Origin of the sequence: Aequorivita lipolytica (assembly GCF_007997135.1) — a bacterium.
Classification (GTDB): Bacteria; Bacteroidota; Bacteroidia; order Flavobacteriales; family Flavobacteriaceae; genus Aequorivita; species Aequorivita lipolytica.
Window position 1 is genome coordinate 81,443 of record NZ_VORU01000004.1, and the last position, 14,593, is coordinate 96,035.

Annotated in this window: 10 protein-coding genes; 8 read left to right on the forward strand and 2 right to left on the reverse strand. The window is 38.1% G+C overall.

Annotation, left to right across the window (positions count from 1 at the left end; translation table 11 throughout):
• Window positions 1–29: 29 nt before the first annotated feature.
• Together ESV24_RS06540 and ESV24_RS06545 are read left to right on the forward strand one after the other, a co-directional pair.
• Complete coding sequence (locus ESV24_RS06540; protein WP_111815588.1) at window positions 30–4,361, forward strand: CusA/CzcA family heavy metal efflux RND transporter; 4,332 nt, start codon at window positions 30–32, stop codon at window positions 4,359–4,361.
• Between the two features lie 10 nt (window positions 4,362–4,371).
• Window positions 4,372–5,532, forward strand: a complete 1,161-nt coding sequence (locus tag ESV24_RS06545) for an efflux RND transporter periplasmic adaptor subunit (RefSeq protein WP_111815589.1) — start codon at window positions 4,372–4,374, stop codon at window positions 5,530–5,532.
• A 53-nt stretch (window positions 5,533–5,585) separates the two neighbouring features.
• On the opposite strand, the gene ESV24_RS06550 is transcribed toward ESV24_RS06545, so the two are convergent.
• On the reverse strand, window positions 5,586–6,338 hold the full coding sequence (locus tag ESV24_RS06550; RefSeq protein WP_111815590.1) for an arylesterase: 753 nt from the start codon (window positions 6,336–6,338) through the stop codon (window positions 5,586–5,588).
• Window positions 6,339–6,365: 27 nt separating this feature from the next.
• Between ESV24_RS06550 and ESV24_RS06555 the strand changes: the two genes are divergently transcribed.
• Together ESV24_RS06555 and ESV24_RS06560 are read left to right on the forward strand one after the other, a co-directional pair.
• Window positions 6,366–7,055, forward strand: coding sequence for an ABC transporter ATP-binding protein (locus ESV24_RS06555; protein ID WP_111815591.1), 690 nt, complete (start codon window positions 6,366–6,368; stop codon window positions 7,053–7,055).
• Window positions 7,056–7,102: 47 nt separating this feature from the next.
• Complete coding sequence (locus ESV24_RS06560) at window positions 7,103–9,595, forward strand: ABC transporter permease (protein WP_111815807.1); 2,493 nt, start codon at window positions 7,103–7,105, stop codon at window positions 9,593–9,595.
• Between the two features lie 296 nt (window positions 9,596–9,891).
• Here the strand turns inward: ESV24_RS06560 and ESV24_RS06565 are convergent, their stop codons facing one another.
• Entirely contained in the window at window positions 9,892–10,182 is a 291-nt protein-coding gene (locus tag ESV24_RS06565; RefSeq protein ID WP_111815592.1) for a GIY-YIG nuclease family protein, read from the reverse strand.
• Window positions 10,183–11,141: 959 nt separating this feature from the next.
• On the opposite strand from ESV24_RS06565, the gene ESV24_RS06570 reads away from it, so the two are divergent.
• The 4 genes from ESV24_RS06570 (at window position 11,142) to ESV24_RS06585 (ending at window position 14,529) form a co-directional block, all read left to right on the forward strand.
• Window positions 11,142–12,305 (forward strand): ATP-grasp domain-containing protein, encoded by a 1,164-nt coding sequence (locus ESV24_RS06570; RefSeq protein WP_111815594.1) that lies wholly within the window; start codon window positions 11,142–11,144, stop codon window positions 12,303–12,305.
• Between the two features lie 325 nt (window positions 12,306–12,630).
• On the forward strand, window positions 12,631–13,215 hold the full coding sequence (locus ESV24_RS06575; protein WP_111815595.1) for a hypothetical protein: 585 nt from the start codon (window positions 12,631–12,633) through the stop codon (window positions 13,213–13,215).
• 321 nt (window positions 13,216–13,536) lie between these two features.
• Window positions 13,537–13,926: a DUF302 domain-containing protein gene (locus ESV24_RS06580; protein WP_111815596.1), complete on the forward strand. Its 390-nt coding sequence runs from the start codon at window positions 13,537–13,539 to the stop codon at window positions 13,924–13,926.
• 30 nt (window positions 13,927–13,956) lie between these two features.
• Entirely contained in the window at window positions 13,957–14,529 is a 573-nt protein-coding gene (locus tag ESV24_RS06585) for a cytochrome b/b6 domain-containing protein (protein WP_111815597.1), read from the forward strand.
• The last annotated feature ends 64 nt before the right edge of the window (window positions 14,530–14,593 follow it).

The window sequence follows — 14,593 nt, forward strand, 5'->3', positions numbered from 1 at the left end:
AGTTGAAAAAGATAAAATTTTAGTTAGTTATGCTCTCAAAAATCATTCAATTCAGTATAAAAAACAAACTCATTATTGGGCTGTTTACGCTTGTGCTTATTGGCTTCGGCGTGTTTTCACTCACGCAATTGTCCATTGGTGCCGTGCCCGATGTTACAAACAATCAAGTACAGGTAATTACCACTTCCCGCAACCTTTCCACGCAGGATATGGAACAATTTATAACCTATCCCGTAGAGTTGGAAATGGCGAATTTGCCTGGAGTGAAGGAAATCCGTTCCACCTCAAAATTTGGGCTTTCAGTAGTTACCATTGTATTTGAGGAAAATCTGGGAACTTATTTGCCAAGACAGCTTATTGCTGAAAAAATTAAGTCTGCTGCTGAGAATATACCCGAAGGTTTCGGAATGCCACAAATGGGTCCAATAACAACAGGTCTTGGCGAAATCTACCAATATATTCTCGATGTGAAACCTGGGTATGAAGGTATATATTCAACCATGGAACTTCGTACAATTCAAGATTGGATTGTGAAAAGGCAGCTCTCCGGAATTCCCGGTGTAGTTGAAGTAAACACCTGGGGCGGCCAATTAAAGCAGTATGAAGTTGCCGTAAATACCCATAAACTGAACGCTATGAATATCACTGCTTCAGAAATATTTACAGCGCTGGAAAAAAACAACAGTGTTTCCGGCGGCGGTTATATTGAAAAGGAAAACCAAGCTTATTTTATACGTGGCGAAGGTTTGGCTTCTTCATTGGAAGATATTGGGAATATTGTTGTAAAAAACGAAAATGGCTTTCCTATTTATATTAAGGATATCGCGAAAGTGCAGTTTGGAAGCGCGCCTCGTTTTGGTGCAATTACCGGAAATGGAGAAGGCGAAAAAGTCTTGGGACAAGTAATGATGCTGAAAGACGCCAACTCAAACCAAGTAATTGAGGATGTAAAAAAACGCGTGGCTGAAATTGCCGAATCGCTGCCCGAGGGCGTTTACATCAATCCAGTTTTAGACCGTAGTGTGCTAATAGCCAAAACCACTTTTACCATAGCGGAAAATCTTATACTGGGAGTGCTTATCGTAATTTTCGTAGTGGTTCTTTTATTGGGAAATCTCCGTTCGGGTCTCGTTGTTGCATCAGTGATTCCGCTGTCTTTGCTTTTTACGCTTTCACTAATGTATATTTTCGGCGTAGATGCAAATTTGATGAGTCTTGGTGCAATTGACTTCGGAATTATTATTGACGGAGCAGTTATTATTGTTGAATTTGTAGCATTTCAAATAAGTAAAAATGCAACAAAATTAAATTCGCTTCCTTCCGAAGAAAAGCAATTAGCAAAAGACAATCTAACAGTTAAAAGCTCTACAAAAATGATGAATTCTGCCATTTTTGGACAACTTATTATTTTGATTGTTTTTATCCCAATACTTACATTAAGTGGGGTAGAAGGCAAAATGTTTAAACCCATGGCGCTTACTTTTAGCTTTGCTTTGATTGGGGCGATGGTGCTTTGCTTTACGTATGTTCCTGTAGCTGCTTCTGTATTTTTAAAACCTACGGAAACTTCTGAAAAGAACATTTCTGTAAGAATAATGGCTTTTCTAAATCGTTTTTACGAACCTACAATTCGTTGGGCATTAGGTGCTAAAAAGTTAGTGTTGGGTATTGCAATATTAATTTTAGTTTCAACAATCTATCTTTTTACAACAATGGGCGGGGAGTTTGTACCTACGCTGGACGAAGGCGATTTTGTAATTCAACCGGTGCTTAAAACAGGTACTTCTCTCAGCAATACTATAGCTATAACAACACAAATTGAAAAAATTCTAATAGACAATTTCCCCGAAGTAGATCAGGTAGTAAGTAGAATTGGTGCTGCGGAAGTTCCCACAGACCCCATGTCTATGGAAGAGAGCGACGTAATCGTTACCCTAAAGCCGAAAGGTGAATGGGTTTCAGCGGAAAGTAAAGATGAGCTTGCCAATAAATTCAAGGAAGCTTTGGCGATAATTCCGGGAATGGAAGTGGAATTTACCCAACCTATTGAAATGCGATTTAACGAGCTTATTACCGGTGTTCGTGCGGATATTGCGATCAAAATTTTTGGAGAGGATCTCGAAGTGCTTAACAACAAAGCCAATGAAATAAAGAGACTTATCGAAAATGTGGAAGGTGCTGATGATATTATAGTGGAAAAAGTGGTAGGTCTGCCAGAGATGAATGTAAAGTTTGACCGAGCTAAAATTGCCCGCTACGGACTCAACATTCAAGATTTGAACGAAATGATAGCAATGGGTTTTGCCGGAAAATCATTGGGAAGCATTTTTGAAGGCGAAAAACGATTTGACCTCGTGGTTCGGCTTGATGAAAACAACCGTCGCGACCTTTCAAACCTTCAAAATCTTTATGTAGATACTCCTTCCGGAGAAAAAGTTCCGTTACGCGAACTTGCTGAAATAAAATATACCAAAGGCGCAGCAAAAATTTCAAGAGATGATACCAAGCGCCGGATTGTTGTGGGAATAAACGTGCGAAGCCGTGACCTGCAAAGCGTTGTGGACGATGTGCAAAAGTTAATTGACGAAAACATAACCCTTCCCGTTGGCTACAGTATTGATTACGGCGGTCAGTTTGAAAACCTTCAAAGCGCAAAAAATAGATTAATGTTCGCGGTTCCCGTGGCATTGGTGCTCATTTTCTTCCTGCTTTATTTCGCCTTTAATTCCGTAAAAGAAGCATTGATGATTTATTCTGCAATTCCATTGGCGGCAGTGGGTGGCGTATTGTTGTTATGGATACGCGATATGCCTTTTAGCATCTCGGCAGGGGTTGGGTTTATTGCCCTTTTTGGGATAGCCGTCCTCAACGGAATCGTTTTGATAGAGCATTTTAAAGAACTTAAAAAAGAAGGGATGACAGATAAAAAAGAACTTATAGTTCATGGTGCAAAAAATCGACTTAGGGCGGTTTTGCTTACGGCAGCCGCTGCCGCACTTGGTTTTTTGCCAATGGCGATTTCAACAAATGCTGGGGCTGAGGTTCAAAGACCTTTGGCAACCGTTGTTATTGGTGGCTTGGTAACAGCAACGCTTTTAACTCTAATTGTTTTACCGGTTTTGTTTTCAATTTTTGATTCAGATAAAAAAATAATTAAGCTAAAAAGAAAGGGAAAAAAATTACCCTTAACTATTTTAATCTTACTATTTGGGTTTACAGGAATGGCGCAGGAAAACCCCAAAACTTTGGAAGATTTAAACACAATGGCTTTGGAAAACAACGCAGGTTTAAAAGCCTCTTCACTTCAAGTGGACGAAGCAAATGCCTTGATAGGAAGTGCTTTCAATTTTGACAAAACCACTGTCTTTTATGAATTTGACGAAAATAATTTAGCACCAAACAATGAACCGCTCAAGGTTTTTGGAGTACAACAAGGGTTTCTTTTTCCGACGGTTTATTTTGCTGAAAAAAATGTGAACCAGCGCCAGTTCGAAATGCAAAGTAGTCAGTACCAACTTCAAAAACGCAAAACTGAAGGTTTAGTTGCAGCGGCATATTATCAATTTCAATTTGAGAAAAATAGGGAGCGAGTTTATAAAAGTTTGGACAGCCTTTATCAAAACTTTGCCTATGCCGCACAGCGCCGTTTTGAGCTTGGTGAAACCAATTATTTGGAAAAAATAACCGCTCGCGCAAAACAGCGACAGCTGGAAACAGATTACAGGCAGAGCAAAGAAGATGTGCAAATTGCAATGGCTCGACTAAAAGCGACAGTGCAATCTAAAGATAGTTTGATGATTGCTGAACAACCTTTGGAGAAACTGCAGCTTTCAATAGCAGCTTCGGAACAACATCCGGCAATAGATTATTACCAAAGCAGAACTGATTTTTTTGAAGCAAAACGCAGTCTCGAAAAGCAACATTTGCTGCCAGATATAAGCCTTACCTATTCCTTGGGAAGCAATTCGGGATTGAGCCAAAATCTGTATGCGTATCAAATTGGTCTGAAAATTCCGTTGCTTTTCAGTGGAAATGCTTCAAAAATAAAAGCGTCAAAAATTGCTGCCGATGTAAGTCAAAGCCAAGCTGAAGATTATAAAATTCATTTGAATTCACGGAAAGTTCAATTGCTAAATGAAGTTTCAAAATATGAAGAAGCCCTTCAATATTATGAAACCGAAGGAAAATCACTTTCCGAAGAAATTTTGAAAACCGCAAACATCAGTTTCAAAAATGGCGAAATAGATTTCTTTCAATACATTTTAAGTCTTGAAAACGCTTACGAAATTGAATTGCAATATCTTCAAAATCTCAACAATTACAACCAAGCGATTATCGCTATCAACTTTTTAATACTATAAAACATTCGTTATGAACTATATTAAATCATTTTTGTTGCTTCTAATTCTCGTTTTGGTTTCGTGCAACAATTCAAAAACAGAAAGTCCCCTCCCAGCCTCCCCAGAGGGGAGTAGCGAGATGATCCATCTTTCAAAGGCGCAATTCGAAAACGCAAAAATGGAAGTGGGGCAACTCACCGAAAAACCTTTTGCTGAAACAGTACAAACCAGCGGAGTGATTGACGTACCGCCACAAAGCCGTGCGGTAATTAGCGCCTTTGCCGGCGGTTATATTAAAAACACCCCTTTATTGGTGGGCGATAAAGTTACCAAAGGCCAGCGCTTGGTAACCCTTGAAAATCCTGAGTTTATCACGATGCAACAGAGTTATTTGGAAACTGCCGAGCAGCTTTCGTATTTAAAATCTGAGTACGACCGCCAGAAAATTATGATGGATGAAAAAATCACTTCACAGAAAAGCTACTTAAAAGCCGAAAGTGAATACAAATCGAATTTGGCGCGTTACAACAGCTTGAAGAAAAACCTGGAAATGTTGAATATGAATCCTGCTTCGGTGCAAGCGGGAAACATTGTTTCGCAAGTAAATATTTACAGCCCCATTGACGGTAACGTGACCCAAGTTTATGTGAATACGGGCACCTACGTTTCGCCAGCCGATAAGATTATGGAAATTATGAATACCGACCATATTCACTTAGAATTGAAAGTTTTTGAAAAAGATTTAATGCAACTTAAAAAGGAACAGGAAATACTATTTACAGTGCCCGAAGCTTCAAAAGAAACCTTTAAGGGCGGAGTCCATTTGGTTGGAACTTCTATTGACCCAAACAGCCGAACTTCTTTGGTTCACGGCCATATAGACGAAAAGGATGAAAGCAACTTCACCGCCGGAATGTTTGTGGAAGCACAGATTGTTACGGGCACTTCAAACCAATTGGCGCTTCCCGAAACCGCCGTTGTGGAAATGGAAGATAAAAATTATGTTTTGCTAATTGAAAACGAGAATGCCGAAGAATTTGAATTACATGCAGTAGAAGTGAAAATTACTGCTACTTATAACGGCTTTACAGCTATTGAAAATACTTCAGAAATTAAACCTGACAGCCGCTTTTTAACTAAAGGTGCCTTTGTGTTGTTGCAGGAAGAAGGTGGCGGCGGACATGGGCATTGATAAAATCGAAATCGAAATCGAAAACGAAAAACAAAAATAAAATTTGATTGCTTTTATGATTCCGCATTGAGGACAGTTGCGAGTACTTCCCAGACAGTATTAGCTACAATTTTATGACCTTCAGCTGTGGGATGTATCCCGTCATTCTGATTTAATTCTTTAATGCCACCTACATCTTTTAAAATAAAAGGAATAAATGCGAGCTTATTTTCTGAAGCGAGATCAGCGAAAATGGCTCTAAATTGTGTGGTGTAATCCTGCCCCATATTTGGAGGCAATTCCATCCCTGCCAAAACAATCTTTGTACTGGGGCTTTTGGCTTTAACTGCATCTACGATTGCTTGTAAATTAGCTTTGGTTTCAGCTATAGCCACGCCGCGCAGCCCATCATTCGCGCCAAGTTCCAAAACGAATATATCAATATCTTGGTTTAGAATCCAATCAATTCTACTTTTACCGCCAGCGGAAGTTTCACCACTTAGCCCAGAATTTACAACTTCATAGTTCAACCCCAACGAATCAATTTTAGATTGAATAATTCCAGGAAAAGCATCGTTAGTATCATCTAGGCCATAACCGGCTGTAATACTGTCGCCAAAAAATAGTATGGTTTTGCTTGAGGTGTTTTCTGTAGTTTCATTTTCAGTAGTGGCATTTTCGTTCTTATCTACATTGGCTTTTGATTTTGTATCATTTCCGCAGGAAATCACCACAAAAACCAGTAGGAAATAACAAAACTTTATGAGGTTTCGGTATTTGGAAACTGTACTATTTAAAAGGCTTTCTGTAATTTTGGACTTCGGCATAAGGTCGGTAATTATTATAAAATTTCAATGGCAAAGATATTAAAGATTAACGGGCTGGAAAAAACTTATAAAAGCGGTTCTAAGCAATTAACAGTCCTTCAAAATGTTTCATTTGACGTTGAAAAAGGACAAACATTCGCTATTGTTGGGCCGTCGGGAAGTGGAAAAACCACCTTATTGGGTTTATCCGCAGGCTTAGACACACCCAGTGCTGGCACAGTTGAATTATGCGGACATAATTTAAACACCCTTAATGAGGACGAACGAGCGCAACTTCGAAATGAAGAAGTGGGTTTTATTTTTCAAGATTTTCAATTATTACCAACATTAACGGCCCTAGAAAATGTAAGTGTGCCTTTAGAGCTGCAAGGCGCCAAAAATGCCACTAGCAGAGCGAAAGAGTTATTGGAAAAAGTTGGTTTGGGAGATCGGGTTGCTCATTATCCATCACAATTATCTGGTGGCGAGCAGCAGCGAGTAGCAGTAGCAAGAGCATTTTCCAATAGTCCCACTATATTATTTGCAGATGAACCTACCGGGAATCTAGATGAAGAAACAGGCGAGAAAGTAATACAGTTGCTTTTTAACCTTAATGAAGAAGCAGGAACAACGCTGGTGATTATTACCCACGATTTAGATTTGGCTGCAAGAACACAGCAGATTTTAAGATTAAAAGGCGGCAAGATTTTAACGAATGAAACAACTGTAAAAATTTGAACAAGTCTCAGTTAAAATCAAATAGCAACACTGCTTGGCTTTTTAAAATGGCATGGCGCGATGCAAAGGCAAGTAGGGCGCGATTACTACTTTTTATGGCTTCCATTATATTAGGGATTGCTGCAGTAGTTTCCATACAGTTGTTCAGCCAGAACCTAACAGCTAATATTCAACGGCAATCAAAATCTTTGATGGGTGCCGATTTTCTTATTGATACTGATCAGCTTCCCAATGCGCGAGCGCAAGCAATTATTGATTCTTTAAAACCTGATGCATCTGAAGTAAACTTTGTATCGATGGTTGCTTTTCCTAAAAATGACGGTACTAAATTAGTGCGTGTTCGTGGATTACAAGGCGATTTTCCATTTTATGGTACTATTGAAACACAACCTGTTAACGCGGCAACAAACTATCAAGTTTCTGGGGGAGCTTTAGTAGATGCAACTTTAATGTTGCAATACAACCTTCAGGCTGGCGACTCTATTAAAATAGGCGAAATAACCCTTCCCATAGCTGGGGCATTAAAAGCTATTCCTGGTAATACGGCTGTTTCAACTGCTGTAGCACCCTTGGTACTAATTCCCTTTCGGTTTATAGAAGCCACGGAATTGTTACAATTTGGAAGCCGAAAAGAATATCAGTTTTTTTACAGGCAACCCAATGTAGATTTGGTGGCGTTGGAAAAAAAGTTGCAACCTTTACTGGAGGCAGAAAATGCAGACTTAGATACGCACACCGGCACGAGCAGCAGATTGGGGCGCCGGTATGACAATGTAGGATCGTTCTTAAACCTAACCGCTTTCATCGCGCTATTGCTAGGCTGTGTAGGTATTGCCAGCTCGGTAAATATCTATATCAAGGAAAAAATAAAAGCGATTGCAGTCTTAAAATGTCTGGGAGCGTCCAGAAAACAAAGCTTTTTAATTTTCTTGATTCAGATTGCAGGAATAGGAATTCTAGGAGGTTTTATTGGAACTATAGTAGGGGTAGGGCTTCAGGAACTTTTTCCTATTGTATTAAAGGAATTTTTGCCTTTCGATCTAACAATTAGTATAACCGCACAACCATTAATCATGGGGGTTCTTTTAGGTTTAGTAATGTCGGTTTTATTTGCATTACTGCCTTTATTGCGCACTTGGTATGTTTCGCCATTAGAAGTGCTGCGGTTTAGCGGGGACTCTTCAAAACAATCAAAGAATGCCATATATGGTGTAATTACCGTGATTGTTTTGTTTTTATACGCCTTTTCCTTTTGGTTGCTTAAAGATTGGTTATATGCGCTAGCCTTTATCGGCGGGATTCTTGTAACCTTCGGGGTGCTCGCAGGTATTGCAACACTCACAATGAAATTGGTTAAAAACTATTTCCCCAAACGGGCACGTTTTACTACAAGACAGAGTTTGCTTAATTTATTCCGTCCCAACAACCAAACTATTGTGCTGCTGGTAGCTATTGGTTTGGGCACGTTTTTAATCAGTACCCTATACTTTACAAAGGATATTTTACTGGATAAAGCAGCCTTGGGCCAAACCTCAGAAAGTGCAAACCTGATAACTCTAGACGTGCAACCAGACCAAGTAGCTGAGGTGGCAAATACCTTTGAGGCGAATAATCTGAATGTATTAGATAATATTCCGCTGGTTACCATGCGTATGCACAGTATAAAAAATGAATTGGTAAACAAGCTGCGAACTGATAGTACGTCGCAAATAAAAGGATGGCTTTTAAATCACGAGTTTAGAACAACCTACCGCAGTGAACTTATAGATTCCGAAGAAATTGTAGCAGGGGAGTGGGTGGCTTTGCAAAAGGAAAAAGATACCATCCAAGTCTCCATCTCCGACAATCTTGCAGAAGATGCCAATGTAACTATTGGCGATTTTATTGTTTTTAATGTGCAAGGCGTACTTATGGAAACTGTTGTTAAGAGCATCCGAAAAGTAGATTGGACAAATCTGCAACCTAATTTTACAATCGTTTTTCCAACAGGAGTTTTGGAAAACGCGCCACAGTTTAATGTATTGACAACCTATGCCCCAACTGAGGAGAGTTCAGCTACCTTACAACGAGACTTGGTTAGTAAATTCCCCAATGTGTCTGTTATTGATCTAAGACAGATGTTCACAGTAGTAGAAGATATACTGGATAAGGTTTCGTGGATTATTAATTTCATGGCATTTTTTAGCATCCTTACAGGCATTATTGTTTTAATAGGCTCTGTGCGTACCAGCAAATACCAGCGAATAAAAGAAAGTGTTTTACTGCGAACCTTGGGCGCAAAAAACAAACAAATACTAACTATTACCGCCCTGGAATATCTATTTCTAGGAATTTTGGGAAGTCTCTTGGGAATACTTTTGGCGCTGGGTAGCAGTTTGCTGTTGGCGGTATTTGTATTTGAAGAACCCTTTACGCCTTCGCTAATTCCATTTTTGGTTTTTCTACCCGGAATCTCCCTCTTGGTTTTGGGGATTGGGTTGAGTAATATTCGGGAAGTTTTGAGGAGCTCTCCTTTGGAGGTGCTTCGGAAGAGTGGGTAGTGAGTTGTTGGTTTAATTTTTCAGGACGAGACAGGGGGATTTGGCTTGTGGTGGCCTCGATACTAATTTCAAAGCCGCTCCGCTTTTTTGAGATTCACTCGGACACCGCGATTATCTGTACTTTGATTTGATGTGATGTAGGTTCCTGAGTGACCGACGATAGGAGGTTGTATCGAAGGGTCCGGGATTGGTATCCTCGATACTAATTTCAAAGCCGCTACGCTTTTTTGAAATTCACTCGGACACCAGGGAGATTTAGCTTTGAATTTTAGAATTTACTCAGTTACCCAGGATAATTATTTTCTGAAAACTTTTTTAGCCAATTTAGGTAATAAATAATTTTCTCCAGAGATTAATGCTTCTTTCTTTTTTCGAGACCATCGCTGTACTTGTTTTTCTCTGTAAAAGGCTGAATCTATTCTGTCATATTCTTCAAAATAAATCAGTTTGACGGGCAGCCTGTTTTTTGTGTAATTTGATCCTTCACCTGTTTGGTGTTGGATGAATCTTAATTCCAAATCTTTTGTGCTTCCTGTATAATAGGTGTCATCATTGCATAGTAATATGTACATAAAGCCTTTGGACATATTATAAAGTTATTAAATATTTAGAAATTTGGTGTCCTCGATACAAATTTCACTTCGCTTTGCTCTTTGAAATTCACTCGGACACCGGGATTTATCTGTACTTTGATTTGACGTGATGTAGGTCCTGAGTGACCGACGATAGGAGGTTGTATCGAAGGGTCCGGGATTGGTGTCCTCGATACAAATTTCACTTCGCTTTGCTCTTTGAAATTCACTCGGACACCGGGATTTATCTGTACTTTGATTTGACGTGATGTAGGTCCTGAGTGACCGACGATAGGAGGTTGTATCGAAGGGTCCGGGATTGGTATCCTCGATACTAATTTCAAAGCGGCTACGCTTTTTTGAAATTCACTCGGACACCGTTTGTGATTATAGCTTCTATTTATAAAGGGCTCGTAATGAAAGCTCCTTCCCCACAGCAAAAACTTCAATAAAACACCCGCACTTCATAATAGGGGAAGGTGGCCACTTGCGAAATATTTAAAATAGAAACATAAAATTTTAACTTGGTGCTATTAACTCCCTTTAAACCCACCTTCTCTAACCCTTCCCCAATACTTGTTCGAACATTGTTCAAAGAAATACCCCACGTTGGCGCGGGCGTCTCGCCCGTGTTCCCCCGCAAAGTTAACTCCAAATATTTACGGCAAGAGCGAGACGCTATTGGATTGAGCAATATTAGTCAAGTTTTAAGTAGCTCTTCTCTGGAGGTTCTTAGGAAGAGTGGGTAATGGATTGTTAATTTAATTTTTAGAATTAAAATCATAAAAATGTTTTCTGTTTCAGGTTGGAAATAGGAAGCATTTTTTTTGTGTTATTACTTTTTTTGTTGGAATGCGGAATCCCGTAAAGATGGGTGGGGGATTTGGTTTATATTTGAAAAATCAATAATTGAGGTGCTGCATATATGCGATATATACGTAATGCCTATATCCATATCTTAGCCTTAATAAAAAATGATACTTATAGACAAACCATATATTTCAGATTTTCTGGTAAGAACTATTAAAGAAAATAATTTTGAAATTATTGCTACTAAAGAAGCAAAGTCATTGATTAATGATGATTCTATGAATTGGATTTCGGAAAAGAATGCGAAAAATAAAATTATAAACAGCCCAAACCCTCTTATTTATACAAATTCTGAGAATTCATTAACATGGATTTTCAACAATCTAAAAGCAACTAACCTACCTAACCAAATAAGATTATTTAAAGACAAACTTAAATTTAGAGAACTAACTAAAGATTTGTTTCCTAATTTCATGTTTAGAAAAATTAAAATAGATGAAATTCAAACCTTAGATATTGATGAATTAAAACTACCATTTGTTATTAAGCCTTCATTAGGTTTTTTTAGTATTGGAGTGCATATCGTGAATAACAAGTCTGATTGGTATGCTGCTCAAAAAGAATTAAACTATGATAATCTAAAAAGTATTTACCCTAAAGAAGTAATGGATGCTTCTACTTTTATTATAGAAGAATACATAGAAGGAGAAGAATTCGCCATAGATGCCTATTTTAATAATGATGGAGAAGTAGTTATTCTAAATATTCTACATCATAAATTTTCTTCACGTACTGATGTAAGTGATAGGGTTTACTCCACTTCTCAAAGCATAATTCGTAAGTACAAAGAAAGCGTTGAAGCGTTTTTAAAACCCATAGGGAAAAAAGCGGATTTGAAAAACTTTCCTTTACATGTAGAGGTTAGAATTGATAAAAAAGGAATACTAAAACCAATAGAAATAAACCCGCAACGATTTGGAGGGTGGTGTACAACTGGCGATCTTTCATGGTATGCATTTAAGTTTAATTCATACCAATATTTCATTCAAAATAAAAAACCGAATTGGGATGAAATTTTCAAAAACAAGAAAGATGAAATTTATAGCATTATTTTATTAAACAATAATTCAGGTTTTAAACCATCAGAAATTTCTCATTTTGATTTTGATGCGCTGAAACAAGATTTAGAAAATGTATTAGTTGTCAGAAAATTGGATTTTAACAAATACCCTGCATTTGGATTCTTATTTACTGAAACAAGTGAAGGAAATGAAAAAGAACTGAAAGGAATACTAAATTCTGATTTAAGTAAATATATTAGAAAATAGAAATTACTAAGGCTAACAAAAAATATAGTGCATTTGGCAGACAATGCTAAATATGAAGATGATAGCAATAAATAAACAAAGTAGTAAACTGAAAATTTGGAGCGTTGAAATGCCAAACGTCCCACGCTGGCGCGGGCGTCTCGCCCGTGTCCCCCGCAAAGCTAGTCTCCAAACCTTTACGGCACGAGCGAGACCATCGTGCTAGCCGCGCAGGTTGCTAGATTAGCTCATAAAAATCTAATACCTAAAATTCTAACCCGTTCCAATATCCTATAATCCCCCAAAATTCCGTATCTTAAACCTTCACTTTTTAAAAATCTTAACTATGAAAAAACTACTAATCATCCTCGCCTTTGCATTTAGCTTTTCAGCATTCTCACAAAGCAAAATTTTATCAAAAAACATACAGATAAAAACCGCAATGCTAGCCGCCCCCGATATGTATCAGGAAGGTGCAACTGTTCTTGGTTATAATGACGAAGGAAAACTTATCACTTTAAGAGAAGGAACAAATGGAATGGTCTGCATAGCAGACGATCCAAACAAGGAAGGAATAAGCGTAGCCTGTTACGGCGCCGAACTGGAACCTTTTATGGCACGTGGCCGAGAATTGGCCGCTGAAGGAAAGTCCAATGAAGAAAAAAGTGAAGCTCGAAAAAATGAAATAGATGCCGGAACTTTAAAAATGCCAGTAGAACCATCTATGACGTATATATTAGCCGGTGAAGAAAAAGATTATAATCCCGAAACCGGCGAACTTCTAAATAGTAAAATACGCTACGTACTTTACAAACCCTATATGACTGGCAAAAGCACAGGATTGCCCACAAAGCCACAAGCACCCGGAATGCCTTGGTTGATGGATGCGGGCACACATCGATCTCATATAATGATTACGCCTGCAAATTAGTAGTCAGTAGTCAGTATTCAGTAGTCAGTAGTCAGTATGCGGTAGACGGGAGACAGGTGAGTTAGGACTTATTTTGAACATTTCACATCAAATATTTATTTTGAATCATATGCGTTTAAAACAGTTGATGATAGTCTTATGTCCTACGTCTATAAGTCCTAAGTGAGAAAAGTCGAAGGTCAAACTACACAACCTTTGAGGTTGAACCTATTAAATAAACAATGAAAAATCTTGACTTGTGTAATCTTTGTTACAGAACTTCTCGTTTTGCAAGCTTACATTTGTTTAAGTTCGTTGAAGTAAATTAAATAATCAAAAATCATGAGTTACTACATTAGCACCACATTAAAAAACACAACTTTTCAAGAAGCTATTGAAAAAACAACGGCAGCTTTAAAGGAAGAAGGCTTCGGTGTTTTGACCGAAATAGACCTTAAAGCCACATTAAAAAAGAAATTGGATGCCGATTTCTACAACTACACTATTCTCGGCGCGTGTAATCCAAAAATGGCGTATCAAGCGCTACAAGCTGAAAACAAAATTGGGACGATGCTTCCGTGCAACGTAATAGTTCAGGAACGCAAACCCGGAATTATTGAGGTTTCGGCAGTAGATCCGGCGGCTTCGATGATGGCAGTGGAAAATGATTCTTTGGTAGATATAGCTAAAGATGTTCAACAGAGGTTGACCAAAGTTATTCAGAGTATTTAGAAACACATTAATTTAAATTCAATAAGTCCAATGGAAACTGTACACTATTCTAAAATCTATAGAATTATCCACTGGGCCATCGCGGTTTCTTTTCTGCTTTTACTGATTACTATTTTTCTGAGATTGACTTGGATGAATAAAAATAATATGGCAGATATTATCCAAACTTATCTAGGTGGTACCGATCAGTCATTGTCTCGGGAGCAGCTTATTGTTTTAGCAAAACAAATACGAAAACCTATGTGGGACTGGCATATATATTTAGGTTATGTTTTAACCGGTTTATTTAGTTTGCGCTTTATTTTGCCCTTTTTTGGAACAATGAAGTTTCAAAGTCCTTTGGCTAAAAACTTAACTTTAAAACAGAAATTTCAGAAATGGACGTATATCATTTTTTATGTATGTGTTGTAGTTTCCTTGGTTACCGGGCTTATAATAGTTTGGGGGCCAAAAACTTTGAAAGATCCAATGGAAGAAATTCACATACTTGGTATTTATTACTTGATAGCATTTATTGTAATCCACGTTGGCGGAATATTAGTTGCAGAATTTACAAATCAAAAAGGAATCATCTCAAGAATAATAAGAGGTTCCGATGATTGATTAAGATAAAGAAAGTATTTAGGAACGTTTCGTGGTTGGTTCGTTCCTAAAGAGTGTAGATTTA

Excerpts from the sequence above, each read along its gene's own strand:
- ESV24_RS06555 (WP_111815591.1), top strand. The coding sequence starts at position 6,366 with ATGGCAAAGATATTAAAGATTAACGGGCTGGAAAAAACTTATAAAAGC.
- ESV24_RS06550 (WP_111815590.1), bottom strand. The coding sequence starts at position 6,338 with ATGCCGAAGTCCAAAATTACAGAAAGCCTTTTAAATAGTACAGTTTCC.
- ESV24_RS06585 (WP_111815597.1), top strand. The coding sequence starts at position 13,957 with ATGGAAACTGTACACTATTCTAAAATCTATAGAATTATCCACTGGGCC.
- ESV24_RS06545 (WP_111815589.1), top strand. The coding sequence starts at position 4,372 with ATGAACTATATTAAATCATTTTTGTTGCTTCTAATTCTCGTTTTGGTT.
- ESV24_RS06575 (WP_111815595.1), top strand. The coding sequence starts at position 12,631 with ATGAAAAAACTACTAATCATCCTCGCCTTTGCATTTAGCTTTTCAGCA.
- ESV24_RS06540 (WP_111815588.1), top strand. The coding sequence starts at position 30 with ATGCTCTCAAAAATCATTCAATTCAGTATAAAAAACAAACTCATTATT.
- ESV24_RS06570 (WP_111815594.1), top strand. The coding sequence starts at position 11,142 with ATGATACTTATAGACAAACCATATATTTCAGATTTTCTGGTAAGAACT.
- ESV24_RS06560 (WP_111815807.1), top strand. The coding sequence starts at position 7,103 with ATGGCATGGCGCGATGCAAAGGCAAGTAGGGCGCGATTACTACTTTTT.
- ESV24_RS06580 (WP_111815596.1), top strand. The coding sequence starts at position 13,537 with ATGAGTTACTACATTAGCACCACATTAAAAAACACAACTTTTCAAGAA.
- ESV24_RS06565 (WP_111815592.1), bottom strand. The coding sequence starts at position 10,182 with ATGTCCAAAGGCTTTATGTACATATTACTATGCAATGATGACACCTAT.